Genomic DNA, 23,784 nt, shown 5'->3' on the forward strand with positions numbered 1-23,784 from the left:
TTATAGACAGAGGAAAATGGGGAAAGATGAAGTTAAACAGGAAAAAAGCAGTTATATTTGATTTGGACGGCACCCTGGTGGATTCCATGTGGATGTGGAAGGCCATAGACATAGAATACCTGGCCAGGTTTGGCCTTAGCTGCCCGGATGACCTGCAGAAGGAAATCGAGGGCATGAGTTTCTCTGAGACCGCGGTGTATTTTAAGGAACGGTTCCGGTTAAAGGAGTCTTTGGATGAGATAAAGGATGCCTGGATACAGATGTCCATCGAGAAATACAGGAAGGAAGTACCCCTGAAGCCGGGAGCCAGGGCGTTTCTGGAGTTTATATCGGGAAAAGGACTGGTGGCGGGTATTGCCACCAGCAACGGAAGGGCCATGGTGGATGCGGTGCTGGATTCCCTGGATATCCGCAGATACTTTAAGGTGGTGGCAACGGCCTGCGAGGTGGCTGCCGGTAAGCCTGCCCCGGACATATACCTGAATGTGGCGGAGCGCCTTCAGGTGGCGCCGGAGGACTGTGTGGTGTTTGAGGATGTGCCTGCAGGCATTCAGGCCGGCAAGAATGCGGGCATGACCGTATTTGCTGTGGAGGATGCCTTTTCCATGGAGATGAAGGCGGAGAAGGAACAGCTGGCAGATTACTATATCAGGGATTATTTTGAATTGTTGGATGGAGCGGCAGGATGAAAAACGATTATTTACCCATGAACCGGAATGATATGAGCATAAGGGGATGGAAGCAGTGCGACTTCGTGTATGTGTCCGGGGACGCCTATGTGGACCATCCCTCCTTTGGCACGGCCATCATATCGCGGCTGCTGGAGGCCCATGGATATAAGGTGGGCATTATTGCGCAGCCGGACTGGAAGGATAAAAAGAGCATTGAAGTGCTGGGAAGACCCAGGCTGGGATTCCTGGTATCGGCTGGAAACATGGATTCCATGGTAAACCACTATTCCGTGTCAAAGAAACGCCGGAAGGAAGACTCCTATACACCGGGCGGCGTCATGGGCAAACGGCCCGACTATGCAGTGGTGGTGTACTGCAACCTGATACGGTCCGTGTATAAGGATGTGCCTGTCATTATAGGAGGAATCGAGGCCAGCCTGCGCCGTCTTGCCCATTATGACTATTGGTCGGATAAACTGAAGCGCTCCGTACTGCTTGATTCCCAGGCAGACCTGATATCCTATGGCATGGGAGAACGGTCCATTGTGGAGATTGCCGATGCACTGGACAGCGGTCTGGACGTGAAGGACATCACCTTCATTGACGGTACGGTTTATAAGACAAAAAGCCTGGAATCGGTTTATGATTATAAAATGCTCTCTGATTATGAGGAGCTTTTAAAGGATAAGAAGGAGTACGCAAAGAGCTTCTATATCCAGTACAGCAATACGGACCCATTTTCCGGCAAACGGCTGGTGGAGCCTTATGGAAACCAGCTTTTTGTGGTACAGAATCCGCCGTCCAAGCCCCTGAGCCAGGAGGAGATGGATGAGGTCTATCATCTTCCCTACATGAGAAACTACCATCCGTCTTACCAGGAGCTTGGAGGCGTGCCTGCCATCCGGGAAATCAAGTTCAGTCTGATTAGCAACCGCGGATGTTTTGGCGCTTGCAGCTTCTGCGCCCTGACCTTCCATCAGGGCCGTATTATCCAGGCCCGAAGCCATGAATCCCTGGTGGAGGAGGCAAAGCTTCTGACAGAGGAGCCGGATTTCAAGGGATATATCCATGACGTGGGGGGACCAACGGCGGATTTCCGTTTCCCGGCCTGTGAAAAGCAGCTGACCAGGGGGGCATGTCCCGGCCGCCAGTGCCTTTTTCCGGAGCCCTGCAAGAATCTGCGGGCCGACCACAGCGATTACATTGCTCTTTTGAGGAAGCTTAGGGCCCTTCCCAAGGTGAAGAAGGTGTTCATCCGTTCCGGCATCCGCTTTGATTATGTACTGGCGGATTCCAACCGGAAATTTCTGCGGGAACTGTGCGAGTTCCATGTCAGCGGACAGCTTAAGGTGGCGCCGGAGCATGTGGCGGACAAGGTGCTGACGCGTATGGGAAAGCCGAAGAACAGCGTTTACCGCCAGTTTGTGAAGGAGTATAAGGAGATGAACCAGAGGCTGGGCAAGGAACAGTACCTGGTGCCTTATCTTATGTCCTCCCATCCCGGCTCCTCCATGAAGGAGGCGGTGGAGCTGGCTGAGTATCTCAGGGATTTGGGGTATATGCCGGAGCAGGTGCAGGACTTTTATCCCACCCCGTCCACCATTTCCACCTGCATGTACTACACTGGATATGACTGCAGAACCATGGAACAGGTCTATGTGCCGGTCAATCCCCATGAAAAGGCCATGCAGAGAGCCCTGATTCAGTACAGGAACCCCAAGAATTATGATTTGGTGACAGAAGCCCTTAAGATTGCTGGGCGTACGGATTTGATTGGATATGACCGGAAATGCCTGATTCGTCCAAGGGACGGATACAGGGGCGGGACGGCAGGCGCAGCAGCGGGAAAGGGTACGGGGACCGGGCGTAAGCCGGCGGACCCGGGAAGCCGCGGCCAGAAGCTGCCGGGCTCCGGAAGACCTAAGAAGACCATACGCAACATCCACAAAAAGAAAGGAACGTGACAGGTATGAAGATTGCTGTAGTGACCGGAGCGTCTTCCGGTATGGGCAGGGAAACCATCATCCAGCTGTGGGAACATTTCAAAGGCTTTGACGAGATATGGATTATAGCCAGGAGAAGGGAACGGATGGACGAACTGGACCGCCAGGCAGGGGTTCCCCTGCGCAAATTCGCGCTGGACCTTACAGAGGAACGGGACAGGGACGTGCTTGGGCGGGCGCTGAGCGCCAGAAAGCCCCAGGTAAAGTTTCTGGTCAATGCAGCAGGCTTTGGTATGATTGGTCAGGTGGAGGAACTGGGGTTAAAGTGCGAGACGGATATGGTTGCCCTGAACTGCGAGGCTCTGTGCGCCGTAACCCGTATGGTGCTGCCCTATATGGAATGCAACAGCCGGATTATCCAGTATGCATCTTCAGCGGCCTTCCTGCCCCAGCCCGGATTTGCCATCTATGCAGCCACAAAATCCTTTGTCCTCAGTTACAGCAGGGCTTTGAACCAGGAGCTGCGCAGCAGGAGAATCTATGTGACGGCCGTGTGCCCCGGTCCGGTCAAGACGGAGTTCTTTGACATTGCCGAGTCCACGGGCGTGATTCCGCTTTATAAGCAGCTGGTCATGGCAAATCCCAGACGGGTGGTCCAAAAGGCTATCCGGGACAGCATAGCAGGCAGGGAGCTATCCGTCTACGGCATTACCATGAAAGCCTTCCGGCTGCTGTGTAAGGTGGTTCCCCACCGCCTGCTGCTGTCAGCCATGAGTTTCATGAATGAATAATCATCTACGAAGGAGTGTCCCCATATGCAGACACTGACGATTACCCAGAACGAGGCAGGGCAGCGGCTGGACAAGCTGCTTACAAAATATCTGAACCAGGCCGGCAAGGGTTTTATCTATAAAATGATGCGGAAAAAAAATATAACGCTGAATGGAAAGAAATGTGATGGTTCCGAACGGCTGGAAGAGGGGGACCAGGTTAAGCTGTTCCTCTCAGATGAAACCATAGAAAAGTTCTCTGTTCCGGATACCGGCGGATATACGGAACGGCCGGGAGACGGAAAGGGCGCAGCCCCGTGGCCCGATGAGAAGCGGGAAAGGGCACGGGGAACACGCGGGGAACCGCGGGGAACCGGGGAATGTGAGGGAAGGAGACATCTGGACATTGTCTATGAGGACCAGCACATCCTGGTGGTGAACAAGCCATCCGGCATGCTGTCGCAAAAGGCCAAGGACAGCGACATGTCCCTGAACGAGTACATCCTTAATTATCTGATTGATTCCGGAAAGCTTCCCATATCCCAGCTGCGCACCTTCAAGCCGTCTATCTGCAACCGCCTGGACAGAAATACCAGCGGATTGGTGGTGGCCGGAAAATCCCTGGCAGGTCTTCAGGTAATGAATGAGGTCTTTAAGGACCGGAGCATACACAAGTACTACCAGTGCCTGGTTGCCGGTGAGATAAAGGAGAAGCAGCTGATTGCAGGATTCCTAAAAAAAGACGGGAGCACCAATACGGTGAGCATCTATCCGCTGGAAGTGGAGGACAGTGTGCCCATCATGACAGAATACCTGCCTCTGGCAGGCAGCGGAAGATTTACGCTGCTGCAGGTGACCCTGATTACCGGAAGAAGCCATCAAATCCGCGCCCACCTGGCATCCACCGGCCATCCCATTGTGGGTGACTATAAGTATGGAAGCCGCGGCCTGAATGACACAGTGAAGAAAAAGTACGGGGTCCGGTCCCAGCTCCTTCATTCCTGGAGGCTGGTCATGCCTGAAACCCTTCCTGCGCCGCTGGAGCAGCTGAGGGGGAAGGAGTTTTCCGCCGGTCTGCCCGGGATATTCAGAGCGGTCATGGAGGGGGAAGGGATTGGGATGCCCTCCGAAAGACAGGGGGGGTCCTGACCCGGGAGGGAAGGTTTATCCCGGACCGGGGCAGGGAATTCTTGACAGGAATTCATCTTTGGGTTATGCTAGATAATGTTTGAAAATAAGGATTTTTCAGGCATGTTTATGTACAAGTAAAAACAGCTTTTTGGCCGGCAACGGCCTGAGGCTGGAGAAATGAGAGGGATATATCAGATGGGAAAGATTATACTGACCGGTGACCGCCCCACAGGACGGCTTCACGTAGGACATTATGTAGGCTCCTTAAAACGCAGGGTGGAGCTGCAGAATTCAGGAGAGTTTGATGAAATTTATATCATGATAGCCGATGCCCAGGCGCTGACCGACAATGCAGACAATCCGGAAAAGGTGCGCCAGAATATTATAGAGGTGGCTTTGGACTACCTGGCATGCGGACTGGACCCGGAGAAATCCGTTCTGTTCATCCAGTCACAGGTGCCCGAGCTGTGCGAGATGACATTTTACTATATGGATTTAGTGACCGTATCCAGGCTTCAGCGCAATCCCACTGTAAAGTCTGAGATTCAGATGCGTAATTTTGAGGCCAGCATTCCTGTGGGCTTTTTCACATATCCAATCAGCCAGGCAGCGGATATCACTGCCTTTAAGGCAACCACTGTTCCGGTAGGCGAGGACCAGGCGCCCATGATTGAGCAGACCAGGGAAATTGTACACAAATTTAACAGTGTCTACGGGGAGACTCTGGTAGAGCCGGACATCCTTCTGCCGGACAATAAGGCGTGTCTGCGCCTGCCTGGCGTAGACGGCAAGGCCAAGATGAGCAAATCCCTTGGAAACTGTATTTACCTGTCTGATTCCGAGGAGGAGGTAAAGAAAAAAATCATGTCCATGTTCACCGACCCAAACCATCTGAGGGTGGAGGACCCGGGACAGGTGGAGGGAAATCCGGTGTTTATTTATCTGGATGCATTCTGCCGGGATGAGCATTTTGAAACATATCTGCCGGATTACAAGAACCTGGATGAGCTGAAGGCCCATTACACCAGAGGCGGTCTGGGCGATGTGAAGGTGAAGCGGTTCCTCAACAGTGTGCTTCAGGATGAACTGCGGCCAATCCGTGAGCGCCGCAGGGAAATTGCCAAGGACATTCCTGCAGTTTACCGTATCCTGGAGGAAGGCAGCCGCAAGGCGGAACAGAAGGCGGCCGAGACTCTGGCAGAGATGAAGAGGGCTATGAAAATCAACTATTTTGAGGATAAGGAGCTGATTGCAGAACAGGCTGAGCGGTTCAGGACTGAGATGCAGTAGGCTTTAGCAGAGGAAAATAAAGGGATAAAGGCTCCGGCGGAAAAGGCCGGGGTCTTTTTCTGTTACATGGTACCACATCAACAAAATCCAGCAGAATTTTTCAGAAAAAACCATTGACTCTGCCCTTAGGTCAGAGATTATACTTGTAGCAGATTCGAATCAGGTAAACAGTAAATGAATGGAGGAGCGTAACATGCTGACCATAGGACAGATGTCAAAAGTATGCGGGGTGAGTGTGAAGACACTGCGTCATTATGATAAGATAGGCCTTTTAAAGCCCCAAAAAACAGATGAGATAAACGGATACCGGTACTATGAGGATGCTCAGATTGGCACCATGCTTTTGATTGGAAGGCTGAAACGCTATGGTTTCTCCCTTACGGAAATCCAGAGTCTGCTTACCATCCCGGACAGCAGGGAATTGCTGCGGCAGCTGCACAAACAAAGGTTCCGCCTGGAGCGGCAGATGGAGCATATCTCCATAACCATCAGGGAAATGGGGTATCATCTGGAAGAGTTTGAAAGGACAGGTGACATTATGAGTTATCAGAACAATTATGAGATTCAGATAAAGGAAGCAGAGGAGCAGGTCCTCATTACACAGAGACATAAAATGTCAGTGGAGGAATTCGGCACATATTACGGAAAGATATATGAAAAGATTGCCAGGGAGCACCTGACCATAAACGGGGTGGTCATGGCCATCTATCATGACCAGGAATTTGACCCGGCTTACAGCGATATTGAGCTGGGAGTGGGGATTACGGAGCGGGAAAAGGCTGATTTTGTCATGCAGGGATGCCTGTGTGCAACTACCATTCACAAGGGAGCGTATTCCGGACTGCCGGATGCATACGGCGCCATCGTGGCCTGGATTAACGCCAACGGCTATCACATGAATGGGATGCCCTATGAGATTTACCGCAAGACCCAGTTTGACAAGCTCCCGCCGGATGAGTGGGTGACAGAGATTTTCTTCCCGGTGAAAAAGTAAAGAACAGGGAGGCCGCAAAGGCCTCTTGATTTTGCAGGGCCTTGTTTTGAATTTTATGAAGATATCCTTAATATACAGGGCCCGCCATTGACTTGCCTTCTTTGGTCCAATATACTGGATAATATAGTAAATTTTGTCCGGGCAAGGGAATAGCGGGGCGGACTGCTGAACAAAGGGCGCACTGGAATGGGATGGGGAGGATATATGGCACAGCATGAAATCATGAAGGGCAGGTACAGCAGATACAGACTGTTCTGGACAAAGGATATTTATGACAGACAGGGGACCGGACGCCTGTTTCTGTCAGCAGTCAGGGATAACGGTGACTCTCCGGTACTGCGCGGTGACTCCCCGGTACTGTGCGCGGACTCCCCTGTACTGCGCGCGGACTCCCGGGCTTCCGCCGTGAACATGTCAGAGGCAGCACTGGCATTGGAACAATATAATGACAGCCTGGAACGGATTGTGCATGGGAAAAAGGAGGAACGAAAGCTGTACCTGGGAAACGGATGCAGCCTTACAGCCTGCAAAGACCATGAGCTGGAGCTCTCACCCATGTTTGGCAACTGTCTGGTAAAGCGTCTGCCGGAGGGAAGGGTGTTTGGCTGCTTAAGGCGCCATAAGGGATATCTCCAGACGGCAGGTCTGATTTGCAGGGAGGACAGACGGCCTGCGCTTATGAACCTATTGGCATCCAGCGGCGTTGGGCGTATCACCAGGGCGGGTACCATGTCGTCACCGTTTGCAGGAGAGGCACACGATGGGGAATATGCCCTGAGAAGATATGTAAGATTTGTCAGTCAGGAACAAGGACAGCGTGTATGGAAACCATAGAAGCGGCTATGGGACATAAAGGAGGAGTCATATGGCATTGGAGTATCGCTTTGCCGTCAGGGATGATTTGGATTTTCTTGTCCGGATGCGGATAAGGGATTTAAAGATGTTTTCCCGGTGTGAGGCAGGAACGGAATTGGAGGAATCCATACGGGGGTTTTACGGGAATAAAATGAAGGAAAATGCCTGTCATACACTTTTGGGATATTCAGGCAAAGAGCTGGCCGCCACGGCCACCCTGTACTTTTACGATGTGCTGCCGTCCAATGAGAATCCCAGGGGACGTGTGGGACAGATTACCAATGTGTGGGTGGATGAGGCATTTCGCTGTCAGGGCATTGCCACACGGATGGTGGAGAGACTGATGGAAAAGGCCGGGAAAGAGGCTGGAATGGTATGTCTGAATTCCTCCGAACAGGCTCTGGGGATGTACAGGAGGATGGGATTTTCGGCTAAAGAGAGGTACCTGGTTTACTATTTTAACTGATGGTGTATAAGTGTTCGCGATGGGGATGGAGAACCGGAGGACAGAATATGGGGAATGAGGATAGAAAGGACAGGGAAAATGACCAGCCAATGAAACGGCTGCTTATATGGGGAGCGGGCGACCAGGGAATTGTGACCCTGGATTGCGCATTGGCCATGAAGAGATACAGCTGTATTGATTTCATGGAATTAAAGGAAAAGGGACACCGTCCCATTCCGGGCCGTCGGATATTCAGGGAAGAAGGGAATTTGTGGGATGTCATGAAATCCTATGATGAAGTAATCGTTGCCACGGGCAGCAATGATTTGCGTGAGAAGAAAATTTCCAGGCTTAAGTCCCTGGGTATTCCGCTGGCTGTAATCATTCATCCAACGGCAGTTATAAGTCCTCTTTCCAGAATAGAAAAGGGCTGTACCATACATGCCGCCGCCGTGATAAATGCATGTGCATCCATAGGAACAGGCTGCATCATAAATACCCAGGCTGATATTGAACACGACTGTGCGGTGGAGGACTATGTAAACGTCTGTCCCAAGGTGTCCATGGCAGGTCACACCATTGTGGGGAGAAAAACATTTCTGGGCATCGGATGCACAATCATAGATGGAATTAGGATTGGAATGGAGGCCACTGTGGGGGCAGGGGCCGTGGTGGTGCGGGATGTACCCGACTATGCGGTGGTGGTTGGTGTTCCTGCAAAGGATATAAGAAAATCTGCAGATTGAAACAATGAGTACAGATTTGCACCGGATGCAGGTAACGGCTATGAATTATGAAACTGGCTTTAATGGTGATGATGCTCCTTTTGGTGGCAACCGGTATCCCGGCAGCCCGTTTCACTGCCGAAAGATTCTGTGTGCCCCTTTATCTCCTTCATGGATTTATCCTTAAATTCATCCAGCGTAGCCTGGGGGTCCGCGGTAAGGAGTTCCTGAATGGCATAATACTTGCCCAGAGACATTCCGTGCTGGTGGGCTTCCTCGCACATATGGCTGTCCACGCTTGCATACTCTGCCTTTACGCCGTGGCACTGCATTAAGGCCGTGTCCACGCATTCCTGAAGGCTTGAGAGCATCTGGTGGTTGCCGTCTTTTGTCTCCAGGGTGATGGATACAAGGGCGCCGTTCTTCAGATACTGCTGCATGGCATCGCTGCCCAGCAGAAGCGCCAGCGCTTCCTCGTATTCCAGATGTTTAAGCGAAAGAGACCGGAGGACGGTGTCGCTCTCCTCCCCGTAAGTGGTCTGGTCCACCACCTTACCCCAGCGGTTAATGTCCAGCTCAATGCTGGGATTCACATCAATGCTGATGACGGCTGCTTCTGTGTAGTACAGGCTGTAGCCGCCCAGGCCGCTGGTGGCAAAGAGCAGAAAACAGGCAAGAGATACGGCCCACTTCATTTTGCGGGAGGCCGGTTTTCTGCTGCGGCCCATGTGTTTTAGCACATAGTCACAGGTTTGTTCCTTCAACATTTCATTACAGGCAACTGTATCAAATGCATCATGTATATTCTGTTTCACCCTCATCACCTCCCAGCATTTTTTTAAGCTCGGCTTTCGCTCTTGACAGATGTGTATATATGGTATTGACGTTTTTATGTAGGATACCAGCAATCTCCACAGCTGAATAGCCCTGGTAATAATGCAGATAGACAATGATTCTGTATTTACCGGGCAGCTTCATCACGGATTCCAGCACATGGGACAGGTCCGGCCGCTCCGTGTCAGCCATGGACATGGCTTCTTCCAGGGAGCAGGTGTGTGTCCGGAAGAAGCTGCGCAGCAAATCTTTGCACCGGTTCACGGCCACCCGGATCAGCCATGCTTTTTTATGTTCTTCAGAATCAAAGGGTTCAGAAAAAAGGGCGTATTTCAAAAACACATCCTGAAACACGTCCTCTGTGTCACTTTCATTTTTCATATAGACAAAGCAGATATGTTTTACCATATCCGCGTATTGTCCAATTGTCTGCTCTACATCTGATTCCTGCCGCATAGCTGCTCCATGTGTCTGATACTGTCCATTGCAGTACTTTTTTCCTATCTGTGATGCGAACCGCAGCCACGTCCGCCATGATGCCCGTTTCCGCTGTGGCAGCCGTATCCTGAGGCGCCGGAGGGAGATGTGCGCCCATGGTTCCCGTCCGGGCATACCCAGTCCCCGTCCTCGGTCCAGTGGCCGTCACAGTCACCATGTTCGTGGCTCCTGCAGTATTCATAATCCGTACAATCCGCATATCCTCTGGGACAGGTCCAGTCAGCGCCCCATGCAAGGCTGCTTCCTGCTGCGGTTAACAGGATGCCTGTGGCTGCTGCTGTCATTATAGTTCTGATTTTCATGTATTTCAATCTCCTTTTTTAATTGGTTCACTATTAATACGATTGGCAGGGGAGAATCCTTTCAACAATTTGAAATCCTTTTTAAATATTTTTCCGGCCGGGCAATACGCTTGTGAAAGTTCCGTGATTTTGATATACTTACCTAATGTACAGGCTTTAAACATACAATCTGAAATACATAAAAAGGAATGAAATGACATGGGTACCTGGAATTCCAGAGGCTTAAGGGGGTCCACCCTTGAAGATTTGATTAACCACACCAACGATATGTACAGGGAGAAGAAGCTGGCGCTGATACAGAAGATACCGACTCCCATTACTCCCATAGAAATTGATAAATCCAGCCGCCATATCACCCTGGCCTATTTTGACCAGAAGAGTACAGTGGACTATATCGGGGCGGTACAGGGGATTCCGGTGTGTTTTGATGCAAAGGAATGCGCGGTAAAGACATTTCCTCTTCAGAACATCCATCCCCACCAGATTGAGTTCATGCGGGAATTTAAGGAACAGGGCGGCATTGCATTTATCATCCTCTATTTTACCGGCCTGGACGAGATATATTATCTGCCTTTTGAGCAGATAGAAGGATTCTGGAAGCGGATGGAGGACGGGGGGAGAAAGAGCTTTACCTACGACGAGGTGGACAAGAGCTGGCGGGTCCGTTCCCACGCAGGCTTTCTGGTACACTATCTGGAGGAAATACAAAAAGACCTGGAAAAATCTGATTGACAGCCCCATGAATTTCTTCTATAATGGAACAATCACGTTAATGAATTAGCACTTTACCATAAGAAAGTAAACAAGGGTGAAAGTGGACGAAAAAGCATAAAGGCAGGGAACAGGATGGCAGGGAATAATCGGTTGATTCATACGCCGGAGGGCGTAAAGGACAGTTATAACGGGGAATGCAGGAAGAAGCTGGCAGTTCAGGAAAAGATTCTGGACACCTTTTACCTGTACGGATATGAGCATATCCAGACTCCGAGTTTTGAATATTTTGATATTTTCAGCAAGGACAGGGGAAGCGTGCCGGACAGGGAGATGTTTAAGTTCTTTGACAGGGATAACAACACCCTGGTGCTGAGGCCGGATATGACGCCGGCTGTTGCCCGCTGCGTTGCCAAGTATTTTATGGACGATGATATGCCCCTGCGGCTGTGCTATCTGGAACGCACCTTTAAGAATAACAGCAGCTACCAGGGACGCCTTAAGGAACGGGCCGAAACAGGGGCTGAGCTGATAGGGGATGATTCCGAGGACGCGGATGCCGAGATGATAGCCATGGTCATTGACAGCTTAAGGCAGGCAGGACTTAAGGAGTTCCAGGTGGAACTGGGACAGGTGGCATTTTACAGGAGCCTTCTTAAGGAGGCCGGACTGGAAGAGGATGTGGAGGAGGAGCTGAACCAGTACATTGAAAATAAAAACTATTTTGCTGTGGAGGGGCTGCTTAAGAACCAGTCCATGGACGAGGGGCTTAAGCAGGCATTTCTGAAGCTGCCGGAACTGTTTGGCTCCCTGGAGCAGATGCAGGAGGCAAAGAAGCTTACCTCCAATCCCGCAGCCCTGGCTGCCATTGAGAGGCTGGAGAAGGTCCACTCCATTCTGGAGAGCAGGGGGCTGGAAGCCTATGTGTCCTACGACCTGGGTATGCTCAGCAAATACCAGTATTATACGGGAATCATTTTCAAGGCCTATACCTATGGGACCGGGGATTATATTGTCACCGGAGGCCGGTATGACAAGCTGCTGGTGCAGTTTGGGAAGGATACGCCCGCGGTGGGATTTGTGATTGTGGTGGACCAGCTGATGGCAGCCCTTTCCAGGCAGCAGATTGATGTTCCGGTGACGCTGGTGAATACGGTGATACTCTATGAGACATCGGCCAGGGACCAGGCCCTGTGGCTGGGCAGCTATTTCAGGGACAGGGGGATGGCTGTCCAGTCCATGAAGAAAAAGGAACTGGTGCCGGTGGAGGATTACAAGGCCATGGCAGTGCAGCGGGGCATGCGCAATGTCCTGTACCTTAAGGGGGATGGGACCACAGTGACAGCCATGGATACGGTGAACGGGAATATGGACCAGATACCCATCACCGCTTACGAGTAAATGCAGGGAGGCCGTGAAGAAAGATGAGATATTTGACCATAGCGCTAGCCAAAGGAAGGCTTGCGAACAAAGCAATGGAGATGTTTGAGGCAATCGGCATTTCCTGCGATGAGATGAAGGATAAGGCGTCCAGAAAGCTTATCTTTGTAAACGAGGACCTGGGAGTCCGGTTTTTCCTTGCAAAGGCCAATGATGTGCCTACATACGTGGAATACGGGGCGGCAGACATCGGCATTGTGGGAAGGGATACCATACTGGAGGAGGGCCGCAAGCTCTACGAGGTTATGGACCTTGGCATGGGAAAGTGCAGGATGTGTGTCTGCGGACCCGAATCAGCCAGGGAACGGCTGGAACACCATGAGCTAATCCGGGTGGCCACCAAGTACCCTAACATAGCAAAGGATTATTTTTACAACCAGAAGTACCAGACCGTGGAAATCATCAAGCTCAACGGCTCCATTGAGCTGGCCCCCATCGTGGGATTGTCCGAGGTAATCGTGGATATCGTGGAGACAGGTTCCACCCTGCGTGAGAACGGGCTTATGGTGCTGGAGGAAGTGTGCAGCCTGTCCGCCAGGATGGTGGTGAACCAGGTGAGCATGAAGACTGAAAATGAACGCATCACGGCCATTATCAAGAAATTCCAGGCATACCTTAAGGAGCATGCAAAGAAGTAAGGAAAACGGAGGAATGTAAGACATGAGAATCGTGACATTAGACAATAAGTCCATGGAAAATATTCTGGCGGACATGTTAAAGCGGGACCCCAATCATTACGACAGCTATACCCAGACCGTCCAGGCCATTGTGGACGATGTGAAGGCCAGGGGAGATGAGGCGCTGTTCGAGTATACAAAGCAGTTTGACGGTGCGTCGCTGGATGCGGACAGCATACGGGTGACACAGGAGGAAATCGATGAGGCCATGAAACAGGTGGAGCCGGACCTTTTGAACGTCATGGAGAGGTCCATGGACAATATCCGCCGTTATCACGAAAAACAGAGGCAGAACAGCTGGTTTGATGCCCAGCCCGACGGTACCATCCTGGGCCAGAAGGTGACTGCCTTAGAGAGTGTGGGTGTTTATGTGCCGGGCGGCAAGGCGGCTTATCCGTCCTCTGTTCTGATGAATATTATCCCGGCCGGGGTGGCGGGAGTGAAGCGCATCGCCATGGTGACGCCGCCGGGAAAGGACGGAAAGGTGAATCCGGTGACCCTGACAGCGGCCCACATGGCAGGGGCCACAGAGGTCTATAAGGCAGGCGGGGCCCAGGCAGTGGCTGCCCTGGCTTTTGGCACGGCCTCCATTCCCAGGGTGAATAAAATTGTGGGTCCGGGCAATATCTTTGTTGCCCTGGCAAAAAAGGCTGTCTATGGCCATGTGAGCATTGACAGCATAGCAGGCCCCAGCGAAATCCTGGTGATTGCCGATGACAGCGCCAACCCGCGCTTTGTGGCAGCCGACCTTTTAAGCCAGGCCGAACACGATGAGCTGGCATCCTCCATTCTGGTAACCACCAGCATGGAACTGGCGGTAAAGGTGTCAGATGAGGTGGATGGTTTCCTGAAGGTGCTGTCACGCAGTGATATTATAAGAAAGTCCCTGGACAATTACGGTTATATCCTGGTGGCTGAATCCATGGAAAAGGCAGTGGAGACAGCCAACAGCATTGCGCCGGAGCACATGGAAATCGTGACCAGAAACCCCTTTGAGGTCATGACCAGGATTCAGAACGCAGGCGCCATCTTTATCGGGGAGTACAGTTCGGAGCCTTTGGGAGATTACTTTGCAGGCCCGAACCACATCCTGCCCACCAACGGGACGGCTAAGTTCTTCTCGCCCCTTGGCGTGGATGATTTCATCAAGAAATCCAGCATCATCTATTATTCCAGGGAGGCCCTTGAGGCGGCCCATAAGGACATAGAGGCATTTGCCGAGTCAGAGCACCTGACAGCCCATGCAAATTCTGTCAGAGTGCGTTTTGAACAGTAGGGAGGTATGACGAATATGGAACGGATTGCATCCATTACCCGGGACACCAATGAGACGCAGATATCCATGACCCTTAACCTGGATGGTTCCGGTAAAGGAAACATAAGCACAGGCATAGGGTTTTTTGACCATATGTTAAACAGCTTTGCCCGCCATGGCTTTTTTGACCTGGAGCTTACGGTCAAAGGAGATTTGGAGGTGGATACCCACCACACCATCGAGGATACGGGAATCGTGCTGGGGCAGGCCATCCGCAGAGCAGTGGGGGACAAGAAGGGCATTGTGCGCTACGGCTCCCAAATCCTGCCCATGGATGAATCCCTGGTGCTCTGCGCCCTGGACCTTTGCGGCAGGCCGTACCTGGTTTACGATTTGGTTCTGGACCGGGAAAAGGTGGGGGATTTGGAGACTGAAATGGTACGGGAATTCTTTTACGCTGTCTCCTATGGAGCAGAGATGAACCTTCATTTAAAGCAGCTTTCAGGGAGTAACAACCACCATATCATTGAAGCTGCCTTCAAGGCATTTGCCAAGGCCCTGGACGGCGCGGCTGCGGCGGAACCCCGTCTGTCGGGCGTGCTTTCCACCAAGGGGAGCCTGTAGCGTGGGCGGTATGCCCTCCCTGTCCCGGAAGATGACAATGCTCCGTTATCTGGATATACGGCTCTATGCCCTGGTCCTGTGCCTGATTCTGGGATTGTCGGCGGCATTGTCCGGCTTTTTCCTGGAGAGGGTGGCCGTACAAAATTATGAGGAGGAGCTGGCTGCACCGGTTCTCTTTGATGTCTCCGGGCCGGAGGGGTACAGCTATGTCCGGCTCCAGTATCTGACAGACAGCTTTGTGGAGCATGTAAAGAGCAAAAAACAGTACTATTTTGGGTTTGATTTCATGTTCCGCCCCTATATTATTTCTATGAAAGGGGAGCTGCCGGAAAATCTGAAGGAGCTGATGGAATACACGTACAGCGATGGTCTTCTGGAGCCGCCGGCCCCTGTGGATGTCTATGGATTTGGGGAACCCATTCAGTCAGAGCTTATGGGATATGCAAGGGAATCCTACAGCCTGATGTGGGAGGAAACCCAGATTCCCATGACCATGGAGGAAATGTCGGGTATTGTTGGAAACTATTATCTGGATGCAGAGCCCAGGACATTTCTGGAGCAGTATCCCATGGGGCTGCTGTTTTATGCGGTACCGGCAGTCCTTCTGGCAGGAGCTGTTTTCTGCGGTATCTTATACCGCAGGAGACTGAAGGGCCAGGACAGGCGGCTGGCAGGGCGTTATGAAGAACTGGCGGAAGCGGACAGGGAGCTGGCTGGAGCCGGAGCGTATATAAAGGGTATGAGGGTATATCTCACGGAACATTTCATCATTTCCGCCTCATATCAGTTTGAGGCAGTGTCCTATGCCCGGCTGCAGCAGGCGGAATACAGCTCAGGCATGGTCATCGGGGTGACAGAGGACGGGACTGCCCATATCCTGGCAGCGGGGCAAAAGTGCAGGACGTATGGAGCCGCGCTTGCCGGGGAGATTAACCGGCGGATTGGGATGCAGGGATGTTCCTTGTCCCCGGAGCATGGAGACATGGAGAAAATATCAGAATAAGAGGAGATTCATATGCAGTTATATCCGGCAATCGATATGAAGAACGGACAGTGTGTCCGGTTAAGACAGGGGGCATTTAAGGATATCACCATATACTCGGACGCCCTGGAAAAGGTGGCTGCTTACTGGCAGGAGAAGGGTGCGTCCTTCCTGCACCTGGTGGACCTGGACGGCGCGCTGGCAGGTTATTCCGTCAATGAGGAGGCCATACGGAGGATTGCGGAAACAATCTCCATCCCCATTGAGCTTGGGGGCGGCATCCGTTCCGGGGAAGCGGTGGAGCGTATGCTGGGCCTTGGGGTCAGGCGTGTCATCATCGGAACCAAGGCAGCGGAACACCCGGAATTCCTCAGGGATATGGTAAAGGAATACGGCGAGGATGCCATTGTGGCCGGGGTGGATGCCAGGGACGGCATGGTGGCCGTGGAGGGATGGGAGAAAGTCAGCGCCCTCACCGCCTCCAGCCTGTGCCTTACCATGAAGGAATACGGCGTCAAGCACATTGTCTATACCGACATATCCAGGGACGGCATGCTGTCAGGCCCCAATGTGGAGGCCACAAGGAAGCTTACAGAGGATACAGGACTTGACATCATAGCCTCCGGCGGGGTATCCTGTATGGAGGATTTAAAACGCCTTCATGAGGCGGGTATCAGGGGAGCCATTATCGGAAAGGCCCTATATGAGAACCGGATTGACCTTGCCGAGGCCGTGAAGCTTTATGAGGCTTAAGTACCAGAGAAAATGGAGAGATTTAAATGACTGATTGCAAGAAGCTGATTATGGGATTTGGTTACAGGAATGGAAAGACATTTTCCTGGAACGGAAAGCTTGAGTATGAGGGCAGGCTGGAAGACCTTGCCAGGACAGCCTGTGACAATGGGGCGGATGAAATATTTATCTGCGACCGTTCTTTTTCAGATGAGGACCATGAGGCTGTTATCGGCGCTATCAAGGAAACAGCCCGTACTGTGGACGAACCCATACTGGCAGGAGGACGAATCAGGCGTCTGGAGGATGTGAAGAAATATCTCTATGCAGGGGCCAGCGCCGTATTCCTGGATGTGAGCTATGAAGACAATGTGGATATGATGAAGGAGGCAGCGGACCGGTTTGGCAGTGAAAAGATATATGCCTATATGCCGGACCTGTCCTATCTGAACCGGGTGGAGGAATACATTCAGCTGGGTGCATCCGTGATGATATGCAGGGCTTCAGGACCGGTTCCTTCCCTGGCTGAGCTGGGGGAAATCGGCGAGATATCCTGCAGAAGCCTTATTTTCTGTGGCGGGCATGAAAGCGTCCAGGAGATGGCAGGGGATTTGAAGCTGAGCCTGGGCTGTCCCCAGGTGGAAGGCGCTGTGCTGACCCTGGCCGAGGACTCTGTGGACAAGGTGATGGAGCTGAAGCAGATTTTAAAAGGTGCCGGCATTGTCACGGACACCTTTGAGAGCTCTGTGGAATGGAAGGACTTCAAGCTGGGAAGCGGCGGGCTTATGCCTGTCATTGTCCAGGACTATAAGACCATGGAGGTGCTGATGATGGCCTATATGAATGAGGAATCATTCCAGGCCACTCTGGCGTCCGGAAGGATGACCTATTACAGCAGGAGCCGGCAGAAGCTGTGGCTCAAGGGCGAGACAAGCGGTCATTTCCAGTATGTAAAATCCCTGAAGATTGACTGTGATAATGACACCATCCTGGCAACGGTGAAGCAGGTGGGAGCTGCCTGCCATACAGGGAACCGGTCCTGCTTCTTTACCACCCTGGCGGAGAAGGAATATAAGGAAACCAATCCGTTAAAGGTATTTGAGGAGGTATTTGGGGTCATACTGGACCGTAAGGAGCATCCCAAGGAAGGCTCCTACACCAATTATCTGTTTGACAAGGGAATCGATAAAATACTTAAGAAGCTGGGGGAGGAGGCCACGGAAATCGTCATAGCGGCCAAGAATCCCAATCCGGAAGAAATCAAATATGAGATTTCTGATTTTCTCTACCACATGATGGTGCTCATGGCGGACCGCGGCATAACATGGGAGGAAATCACAGAGGAACTGGCAAACCGTTAGCAGCCGGAACAAAGTATGGTTTTGACAGGCTGCGGCGATTTCATAAAAAGGTTGGCAGGAAATAGAGCAGGAGGTAATGGAGAGGTGGCAGAAGTATCGGAGGTTACAGGAAGATTGCTGGAATATGTTTCATATGACACCCAGTCAGAGGATGACAGGGAGTCCATTCCCAGCACGGAGAAGCAGTTTGAGCTGGCCCGCAGGCTGGTCCGGGAACTGGAGGAGCTGGGGGCTTCCCAGGTAAGGATGAGTGAGCAGGGATACGTATATGCGTGTATTCCGTCCAATCTGGAGCAGGGAAAGAAAGCGCTGTCCCTGGGCTTTATCGCCCATATGGATACGGCTCCTTCCTTTTCAGGCAGGGATGTGAAGCCTCAGTTCATCCAGGATTATGACGGACAGGACATATGTCTGAACAGGGAACAGGACATATGGATGAGGACCGGGGACTTTCCGGATTTAAAGGAATATAAGGGCAAGACCCTGATTACCACGGATGGGACCACACTGCTGGGAGCAGATGATAAGGCCGGTATTGCAGAAATTATGACCATGGCCTCATATTTTCTTAAGCATCCGGAAGTAAAGCACGGAACAATCTGCATTGGTTTTACGCCGGACGAGGAGGTGGGCCGGGGAGCCGACGGCTTTGATGTGCAGGATTTTGGGGCTGATGTGGCTTACACTGTTGACGGCGGAGCCCTGGGAGAGCTGGAGTATGAAAATTTCAATGCTGCTTCCGCAAGGGTGACGGTCCATGGGGCCAATATCCATCCGGGCACAGCCAAGGGACGTATGAGAAATGCCCTGCTCATGGCTATGGAATTCCAGTCACTGCTTCCGTCAGACCAGAATCCCATGTATACAGAAGGGTATGAGGGATTTTTCCATCTGGACCGGCTGACCGGCTGCGTGGAGGAAGCCAGGATGGATTACATCATCAGGGACCATGACCGGGCTAAGTTTGAGCGCAAGAAAGAATTGTTTGTCCAGGCAGCCGGATTCATGAACCAGAAGTATGGTTCCGGAACCGTGGAGGCAATGGTAAAGGATTCTTATTATAACATGAAAGAGAAGATTGAGCCCCATATGGATTTGATTGACAAGGCCAGGGCATCCATGGAAAAGCTGGGGATTCAGCCCATTGTGGTGCCGATTCGGGGAGGCACGGACGGCGCCAGGCTGTCCTATATGGGACTTCCCTGTCCGAACCTGTGCACAGGAGGCCATAATTTTCATGGAAAGTATGAATTCATTCCGGTTCAGTCCATGGAAAAGATAACAGAGCTTCTCATAGAGATTGCCAGGTCGTTTGCAGAATAGCAGGGAAGACAGGAAGGTTAAATAAGGACGGAAATAAAGACTAAAAATAGAAAGGCCGGAAATGCGGAAGTGTGATTCCGTTTCCAGCCTTTTTATATTGTACTCCCTGCAGTTTGGGGAAGGTTCCCCTTTATTTACCGGAGACGCAGCAGGTCCCTGTCATCCGGATGCACCAGCACCTTTATCTGCGTGATGCCGGAGGGCTCGTAGGAATGCAGCTGTCTGGCCTTTAAATCCTTCAGAAACAGGTCTTTATATCTCATGAAACGTTCAAAGTCATCCGATACATCATAATATCCGATGGTCACATATTCTCCTTTTGAAAATTCCACATAGGGCTGGATGGCGGCAGCATTATAGGTGACCTGGAAACGGATTGTTCCCCGGGGAACAGATGCATCGGCCACAATATCCTCCTCTGATTCCGGCAGATGGTTCGTCCTGAACATATTCAGAGAAGTATCCTGGCTCATGTCATATTCCAATATATCGGTTTTCATGTCAACAGGCTCCACATCTGCATTACCCATATAGGCGAAGGATGTGAACTCTGAACATGTCATTCCTGTGCCCAGGCCTGCTGCAAATACGCCTGTGCAGAACAGGGCTATCATAGCTGACTGCAGTTTACGCATGCTGCACCTCCTCTGAAGTATTATGACCGGAAACATCTGAAACAGCCGTGCTCTTTGTGTTCCGGCGAAGCCTTAACAGGCTTATGCACAGAATGGAAAAGGAGCCTCCGCAGAGCACACAGCCAAGGCTGAGCAGGGCAGGACCTGCAAAGGGATAGCCCTGGACCATCCATACCAGAAATACCGCCATTAGATACAATGAGAACAGGGCGAGGCAGCCGCTGAACAATGACAGCATAAAAAGCAGGACGTTCCATGCCCAGCGCAGGCAGAAGAACAAGCACCACACAGCCAGGGAAAGACAGGCGGAGAAAAAGACACCCAGTCCGCAGAACATGCTTTTCAGAACCAGCCATATGGATGCCCCGATGCTCCGGACTGCGTTTCGGACAATACCTCGGCCCCGGCCGGCGTACATGCCATCCTCCTTGCCGGTATCCCGGCCGGTGTTGGGAACAGCGCTCTGGTCAGACCACCGGTCACTCCCCGGAACTGCCAGCTGTCTGGAAAGCCCGTTCTTCTTCCCTGAACTGAAACGGCTTACCATATGAGGCCGGCGGGCCGTAATCCGTGAAAAAAAGGTCCGTACCCTCATAAACAGGTCACAGGCATTCCGGCCGCAGGCAGCAGACATTCTATGTAAGAAACGGCCGGCCGCCCTGACAATACCCATAAGGCCGGTCCGTACCTTCCGTACTGCGCCGCCTGCCTTAAACCCGCGGGATACGTCACTGTTTCCGTAATAATGTGGGTTTACATGATAAGCCTCAAGAATCTCTGCAGCCAGCTGGCCCAGTTCCCCAAAATCCCTGATGGCATCCTCCTCGCTGAGGCCGCTTTCCATCTTCATGTCAATATGCTGTGTATATTCCTCCAGGATATCCTGCTGTTCCTTTTCTTCCAGCACAGCCAGATGGTTTTTAAGTTCATCTAAAAATTCCGTCTTATTCATCGTTATGCTCCTTTAAAAATGTACATACTTTCTGCTGGAACTGGTCCCATTCCCCTTCCAGCTCATCCCGGTACAGAATGCCTGCGGCAGTCAGATGGTAATACTTTCTGGGAGGCCCTTCCGTGGATTCCCGCAAATAAGTTTCAAAATAATGCTCATTGGTCAGTCTCTTTAAGAGGGGGTAGATGGTCCCTTCATTGACATCAATGACTTTGGATACTTCCTCTACCAGTTCGTAGCCATACATGTCTCTTTTTCGGACTGATTCCAGTACCACCAGCTCAAGGACCCCCTTTTTAAATTGTGGATTCATGGTCATTAACCCCTCCTTGTGATTACTATATTATACACACTACTATGCATTGTCAAGTACCATAAAAAAATTAATACTTAACTTTTCCTTAACAAATCTTTCCAAAGCCTGTATAATGATAGCATAACTGTTTTTGGGAATCAATGAGACCTCAGGGGAGGGGAGACATGGAGAGAATACGCCAATTTCTCAATAAAAATATCTATATTTTTTCAGTGCGTCAGGGACTTTTGCTGACCATACCGTTTTTGATTCTGGGCTCCTTTTCCATGGTCATCATGCAGTTTCCGCTGAGGGCCTGGCAGGAGCTTTTGCCTAATCTGGCAGGGGGCAGTGTAAAGCTTCTGCTCATGGCCATATACCAGGCTACCTTTGGCTCTCTTTCCTTTATTTTCGCACTGATGATATCGTATTCCTACGGGGAAGATCAGACGGTATATAAGAATACCCACATTTTTTTCCCGGCAGTGGCCCTGTGTGCGTTCATAGCCTTTTCCTATCCGTCAGGCGGTGTGGCTATCTGGGGACCGGAGTGGAGCTTTACCGCCATATGCATTACCCTGCTCAGCTGTTTTCTTCTGACCGGAATCTACCGGTGGGTGGAGGGTTTCCGCCACCTGTACACCATGGGGGTGGCCTATAATTTTAATGCCTCCATGCAGAGCCTGATTCCTGCCGTTGCCACCATTGGCTTGTGCGGCTTTGCCGGACTGGTTCTGAGTCTGGCATTTGACGACGTGAATATCATGAATTTCGGCTCTTACCTGTTTCTTAAGCTGTTCGGCCAGATGGGAAACAGTCTGTTTTCCATGCTTTTATATATTCTTCTGTCCCATGTGCTTTGGTTTTTCGGTATTCATGGGACCAATACACTGGAGGCAGTATCCCGCAGGCTGTTTGAATCAGAGGTAGCTGCCAACCAGGCCATGGCGGCCCAGGGGCTGGTGCCCACCCATGTGTTCAGCAAGACATTTCTGGACACCTTTGTGTTCATCGGGGGCAGCGGATGCGCCCTGTGCATGGTCCTGGCTCTGTTTCTGGCCGCAAGGAAGAAGAATAACCGCAGGCTGGCCAGCCTGTCCCTGCCAGCGGTTGTCTTTAATATCAATGAGCTGGTATTGTTTGGATTTCCCATCATATTCAGCGCGGATATGATTCTGCCTTTTATTCTGACACCCATGGTGCTGTCAGTCATAAGCAGCTTTGCCATGTGGTCCGGGCTGGTGCCGGTGGCCTCCAGGAGTGTGGAGTGGACCGTGCCTGTGCTGGCCAGCGGTTACCTGGCAACCGGGAGTGTAACCGGAAGCCTGCTTCAGGCTTTTAATCTGGCGGTGGGGACCCTGATTTACATTCCTTTTATCAGGCATAGCGAGCTGGTCCAGGACCGGGAATTTTTGGGAAAAATCAAGAGGCTGGAATCATCCATGAACGAGGACGAACACTCAGTATGGGTCAGGGATTTCCGCTGGAATACCTACGAAAACCAGCAGACAGCCAAGCTGCTGGCTTCGGACCTGGAGTATGCCCTGTCCAAAGGGGAGCTGGAACTCTACTACCAGCCCCAGGTGAACCGTGACGGTACCCTCTATGGATGCGAGGCGCTTTTGCGGTGGAATTATATGGGCCGGGGCTTTGTGTATCCCCCTCTTATTATTGCATTGGCTGTCCAGGGGGATTTTATCGGCCCGCTGGGCATGTATATTGTGGAGAAGGCCTGCAGGGATATGGCGGCGGCCCGGGCACAATCAGGACACCCTGTATCCTTTTCCGTGAACATACTTCCTCTGGAGCTGGAGGACCCGTCCTTTGCAGACCAGGTTTTGAAGATTCTGGAGGATGCCGGTGTGGAGGGCAGTGATTTGACCATTGAGCTGACCGAGCAGGTGGCATTGAATCCAGGACCTAATCTGGAACGCCAGCTGGAGAAGCTGAGAGAGTCACGTGTCCGCATCAGCATGGATGACTTTGGAATGGGGCATGGTTCCCTTAACTATCTGAATTCATCCCACTACGATGAGGTGAAAATTGACGGTTCCCTGATTCGGCGCCTGCCCGAACATACCCAGACATGCGAGCTGGTGGGCAATATCATGAACATGTCCCGGATTCTGGGAGTCAATACAGTGGCTGAGTGCGTGGAGACACCGGAGCAGATTCAGACTCTGGAACAGCTGGGATGCAGTATTTACCAGGGTTATTATTACAGCAGGCCCCTGCCTTTGGAGGAATTTATTGAATATGTTAAAGGTCTTTAGGGTATACGGGCGGCGGGGCTGACCTGAACTGCAGCCACGGGCACAACAGATAAAATTGATAAGGAT

General features: G+C 51.6%; 25 protein-coding genes. 19 read left to right on the forward strand and 6 right to left on the reverse strand.

Going from position 1 to position 23,784, the window contains the following annotated elements:
* Window positions 1-26 precede the first annotated feature (26 nt).
* The 9 genes from I2H39_RS00250 (at window position 27) to I2H39_RS00290 (ending at window position 8,845) form a co-directional block, all read left to right on the forward strand.
* Window positions 27-689, forward strand: coding sequence for an HAD family phosphatase (locus I2H39_RS00250; RefSeq protein WP_178332269.1), 663 nt, complete (start codon window positions 27-29; stop codon window positions 687-689).
* The gene (locus I2H39_RS00255; protein WP_138307323.1) at window positions 686-2,635 is read left to right on the forward strand and encodes a YgiQ family radical SAM protein; all 1,950 of its coding nucleotides are present in this window, start codon (window positions 686-688) and stop codon (window positions 2,633-2,635) included. Before I2H39_RS00250 ends, I2H39_RS00255 begins: the two co-directional genes overlap by 4 nt.
* A 5-nt stretch (window positions 2,636-2,640) precedes the next feature.
* Entirely contained in the window at window positions 2,641-3,405 is a 765-nt protein-coding gene (locus tag I2H39_RS00260; protein WP_195625518.1) for an SDR family NAD(P)-dependent oxidoreductase, read from the forward strand.
* Window positions 3,406-3,429: 24 nt separating this feature from the next.
* Window positions 3,430-4,533, forward strand: a complete 1,104-nt coding sequence (locus I2H39_RS00265) for an RluA family pseudouridine synthase (RefSeq protein WP_195625519.1) — start codon at window positions 3,430-3,432, stop codon at window positions 4,531-4,533.
* Window positions 4,534-4,710: 177 nt separating this feature from the next.
* Window positions 4,711-5,805 (forward strand): tryptophan--tRNA ligase, encoded by a 1,095-nt coding sequence (gene trpS / locus I2H39_RS00270; RefSeq protein WP_195625520.1) that lies wholly within the window; start codon window positions 4,711-4,713, stop codon window positions 5,803-5,805.
* 193 nt (window positions 5,806-5,998) lie between these two features.
* Window positions 5,999-6,799, forward strand: coding sequence for a MerR family transcriptional regulator (locus I2H39_RS00275; protein WP_138307314.1), 801 nt, complete (start codon window positions 5,999-6,001; stop codon window positions 6,797-6,799).
* Window positions 6,800-7,003: 204 nt separating this feature from the next.
* Complete coding sequence (locus I2H39_RS00280; protein WP_227146857.1) at window positions 7,004-7,633, forward strand: acyl-CoA reductase; 630 nt, start codon at window positions 7,004-7,006, stop codon at window positions 7,631-7,633.
* A gap of 31 nt (window positions 7,634-7,664) precedes the next feature.
* Window positions 7,665-8,120: a GNAT family N-acetyltransferase gene (locus tag I2H39_RS00285; RefSeq protein WP_195625521.1), complete on the forward strand. Its 456-nt coding sequence runs from the start codon at window positions 7,665-7,667 to the stop codon at window positions 8,118-8,120.
* A gap of 47 nt (window positions 8,121-8,167) precedes the next feature.
* Entirely contained in the window at window positions 8,168-8,845 is a 678-nt protein-coding gene (locus tag I2H39_RS00290; RefSeq protein ID WP_227146861.1) for an acetyltransferase, read from the forward strand.
* Window positions 8,846-8,904: 59 nt separating this feature from the next.
* On the opposite strand, the gene I2H39_RS00295 is transcribed toward I2H39_RS00290, so the two are convergent.
* The 3 genes from I2H39_RS00295 to I2H39_RS00305 are packed head-to-tail and all read right to left on the reverse strand — an operon-like array spanning window position 8,905 to window position 10,458.
* Complete coding sequence (locus I2H39_RS00295; RefSeq protein WP_195625522.1) at window positions 8,905-9,645, reverse strand: hypothetical protein; 741 nt, start codon at window positions 9,643-9,645, stop codon at window positions 8,905-8,907.
* Window positions 9,620-10,114: an RNA polymerase sigma factor gene (locus I2H39_RS00300; RefSeq protein WP_195625523.1), complete on the reverse strand. Its 495-nt coding sequence runs from the start codon at window positions 10,112-10,114 to the stop codon at window positions 9,620-9,622. Before I2H39_RS00300 ends, I2H39_RS00295 begins: the two co-directional genes overlap by 26 nt.
* Before the next feature lie 44 nt (window positions 10,115-10,158).
* On the reverse strand, window positions 10,159-10,458 hold the full coding sequence (locus I2H39_RS00305) for a hypothetical protein (RefSeq protein ID WP_195625524.1): 300 nt from the start codon (window positions 10,456-10,458) through the stop codon (window positions 10,159-10,161).
* A gap of 198 nt (window positions 10,459-10,656) precedes the next feature.
* Here I2H39_RS00305 and I2H39_RS00310 point away from each other — a divergent pair, with 198 nt between their 5' ends.
* The 9 genes from I2H39_RS00310 to pepT all read left to right on the forward strand — a co-directional run bounded on the left by I2H39_RS00310 (window position 10,657) and on the right by pepT (window position 19,563).
* A complete protein-coding gene (locus I2H39_RS00310) occupies window positions 10,657-11,190 on the forward strand; it encodes a Holliday junction resolvase RecU (RefSeq protein ID WP_138307304.1) in 534 nt (177 codons plus the stop codon).
* Window positions 11,191-11,304: 114 nt separating this feature from the next.
* Complete coding sequence (hisZ, locus tag I2H39_RS00315; RefSeq protein ID WP_195625525.1) at window positions 11,305-12,570, forward strand: ATP phosphoribosyltransferase regulatory subunit; 1,266 nt, start codon at window positions 11,305-11,307, stop codon at window positions 12,568-12,570.
* Window positions 12,571-12,593: 23 nt separating this feature from the next.
* Window positions 12,594-13,247: an ATP phosphoribosyltransferase gene (hisG, locus tag I2H39_RS00320; protein WP_138307300.1), complete on the forward strand. Its 654-nt coding sequence runs from the start codon at window positions 12,594-12,596 to the stop codon at window positions 13,245-13,247.
* Between the two features lie 22 nt (window positions 13,248-13,269).
* Window positions 13,270-14,562, forward strand: coding sequence for a histidinol dehydrogenase (gene hisD / locus I2H39_RS00325; RefSeq protein WP_195625526.1), 1,293 nt, complete (start codon window positions 13,270-13,272; stop codon window positions 14,560-14,562).
* A 15-nt stretch (window positions 14,563-14,577) separates the two neighbouring features.
* Window positions 14,578-15,165 carry an imidazoleglycerol-phosphate dehydratase HisB gene (gene hisB / locus I2H39_RS00330; protein ID WP_195625527.1) on the forward strand — a complete coding sequence of 196 codons (588 nt, stop codon included), beginning with the start codon at window positions 14,578-14,580 and terminating at the stop codon, window positions 15,163-15,165.
* A gap of 31 nt (window positions 15,166-15,196) precedes the next feature.
* Window positions 15,197-16,168, forward strand: coding sequence for a hypothetical protein (locus I2H39_RS00335; RefSeq protein WP_240305456.1), 972 nt, complete (start codon window positions 15,197-15,199; stop codon window positions 16,166-16,168).
* A gap of 12 nt (window positions 16,169-16,180) precedes the next feature.
* A complete protein-coding gene (gene hisA / locus I2H39_RS00340; RefSeq protein WP_195625529.1) occupies window positions 16,181-16,900 on the forward strand; it encodes a 1-(5-phosphoribosyl)-5-[(5-phosphoribosylamino)methylideneamino]imidazole-4-carboxamide isomerase in 720 nt (239 codons plus the stop codon).
* 26 nt (window positions 16,901-16,926) lie between these two features.
* A complete protein-coding gene (gene hisIE / locus I2H39_RS00345) occupies window positions 16,927-18,240 on the forward strand; it encodes a bifunctional phosphoribosyl-AMP cyclohydrolase/phosphoribosyl-ATP diphosphatase HisIE (RefSeq protein WP_138307290.1) in 1,314 nt (437 codons plus the stop codon).
* A gap of 84 nt (window positions 18,241-18,324) precedes the next feature.
* Entirely contained in the window at window positions 18,325-19,563 is a 1,239-nt protein-coding gene (gene pepT / locus I2H39_RS00350; protein WP_195625530.1) for a peptidase T, read from the forward strand.
* A 134-nt stretch (window positions 19,564-19,697) separates the two neighbouring features.
* On the opposite strand, the gene I2H39_RS00355 is transcribed toward pepT, so the two are convergent.
* The 3 genes from I2H39_RS00355 to I2H39_RS00365 are packed head-to-tail and all read right to left on the reverse strand — an operon-like array spanning window position 19,698 to window position 21,463.
* A complete protein-coding gene (locus I2H39_RS00355; RefSeq protein ID WP_195625531.1) occupies window positions 19,698-20,198 on the reverse strand; it encodes a hypothetical protein in 501 nt (166 codons plus the stop codon).
* Complete coding sequence (locus I2H39_RS00360) at window positions 20,191-21,150, reverse strand: DUF1700 domain-containing protein (protein WP_195625532.1); 960 nt, start codon at window positions 21,148-21,150, stop codon at window positions 20,191-20,193. Before I2H39_RS00360 ends, I2H39_RS00355 begins: the two co-directional genes overlap by 8 nt.
* A complete protein-coding gene (locus I2H39_RS00365; RefSeq protein ID WP_195625533.1) occupies window positions 21,143-21,463 on the reverse strand; it encodes a PadR family transcriptional regulator in 321 nt (106 codons plus the stop codon). The genes I2H39_RS00360 and I2H39_RS00365 overlap by 8 nt, the downstream gene beginning before the upstream one ends.
* A 167-nt stretch (window positions 21,464-21,630) precedes the next feature.
* Here I2H39_RS00365 and I2H39_RS00370 point away from each other — a divergent pair, with 167 nt between their 5' ends.
* Window positions 21,631-23,718, forward strand: coding sequence for an EAL domain-containing protein (locus I2H39_RS00370; protein WP_138307280.1), 2,088 nt, complete (start codon window positions 21,631-21,633; stop codon window positions 23,716-23,718).
* The last annotated feature ends 66 nt before the right edge of the window (window positions 23,719-23,784 follow it).

The sequence above is a fragment of the Clostridium sp. 1001283B150225_161107_B6 genome, assembly GCF_015556325.1.
Classification (GTDB): domain Bacteria; phylum Bacillota; class Clostridia; order Lachnospirales; family Lachnospiraceae; genus Enterocloster.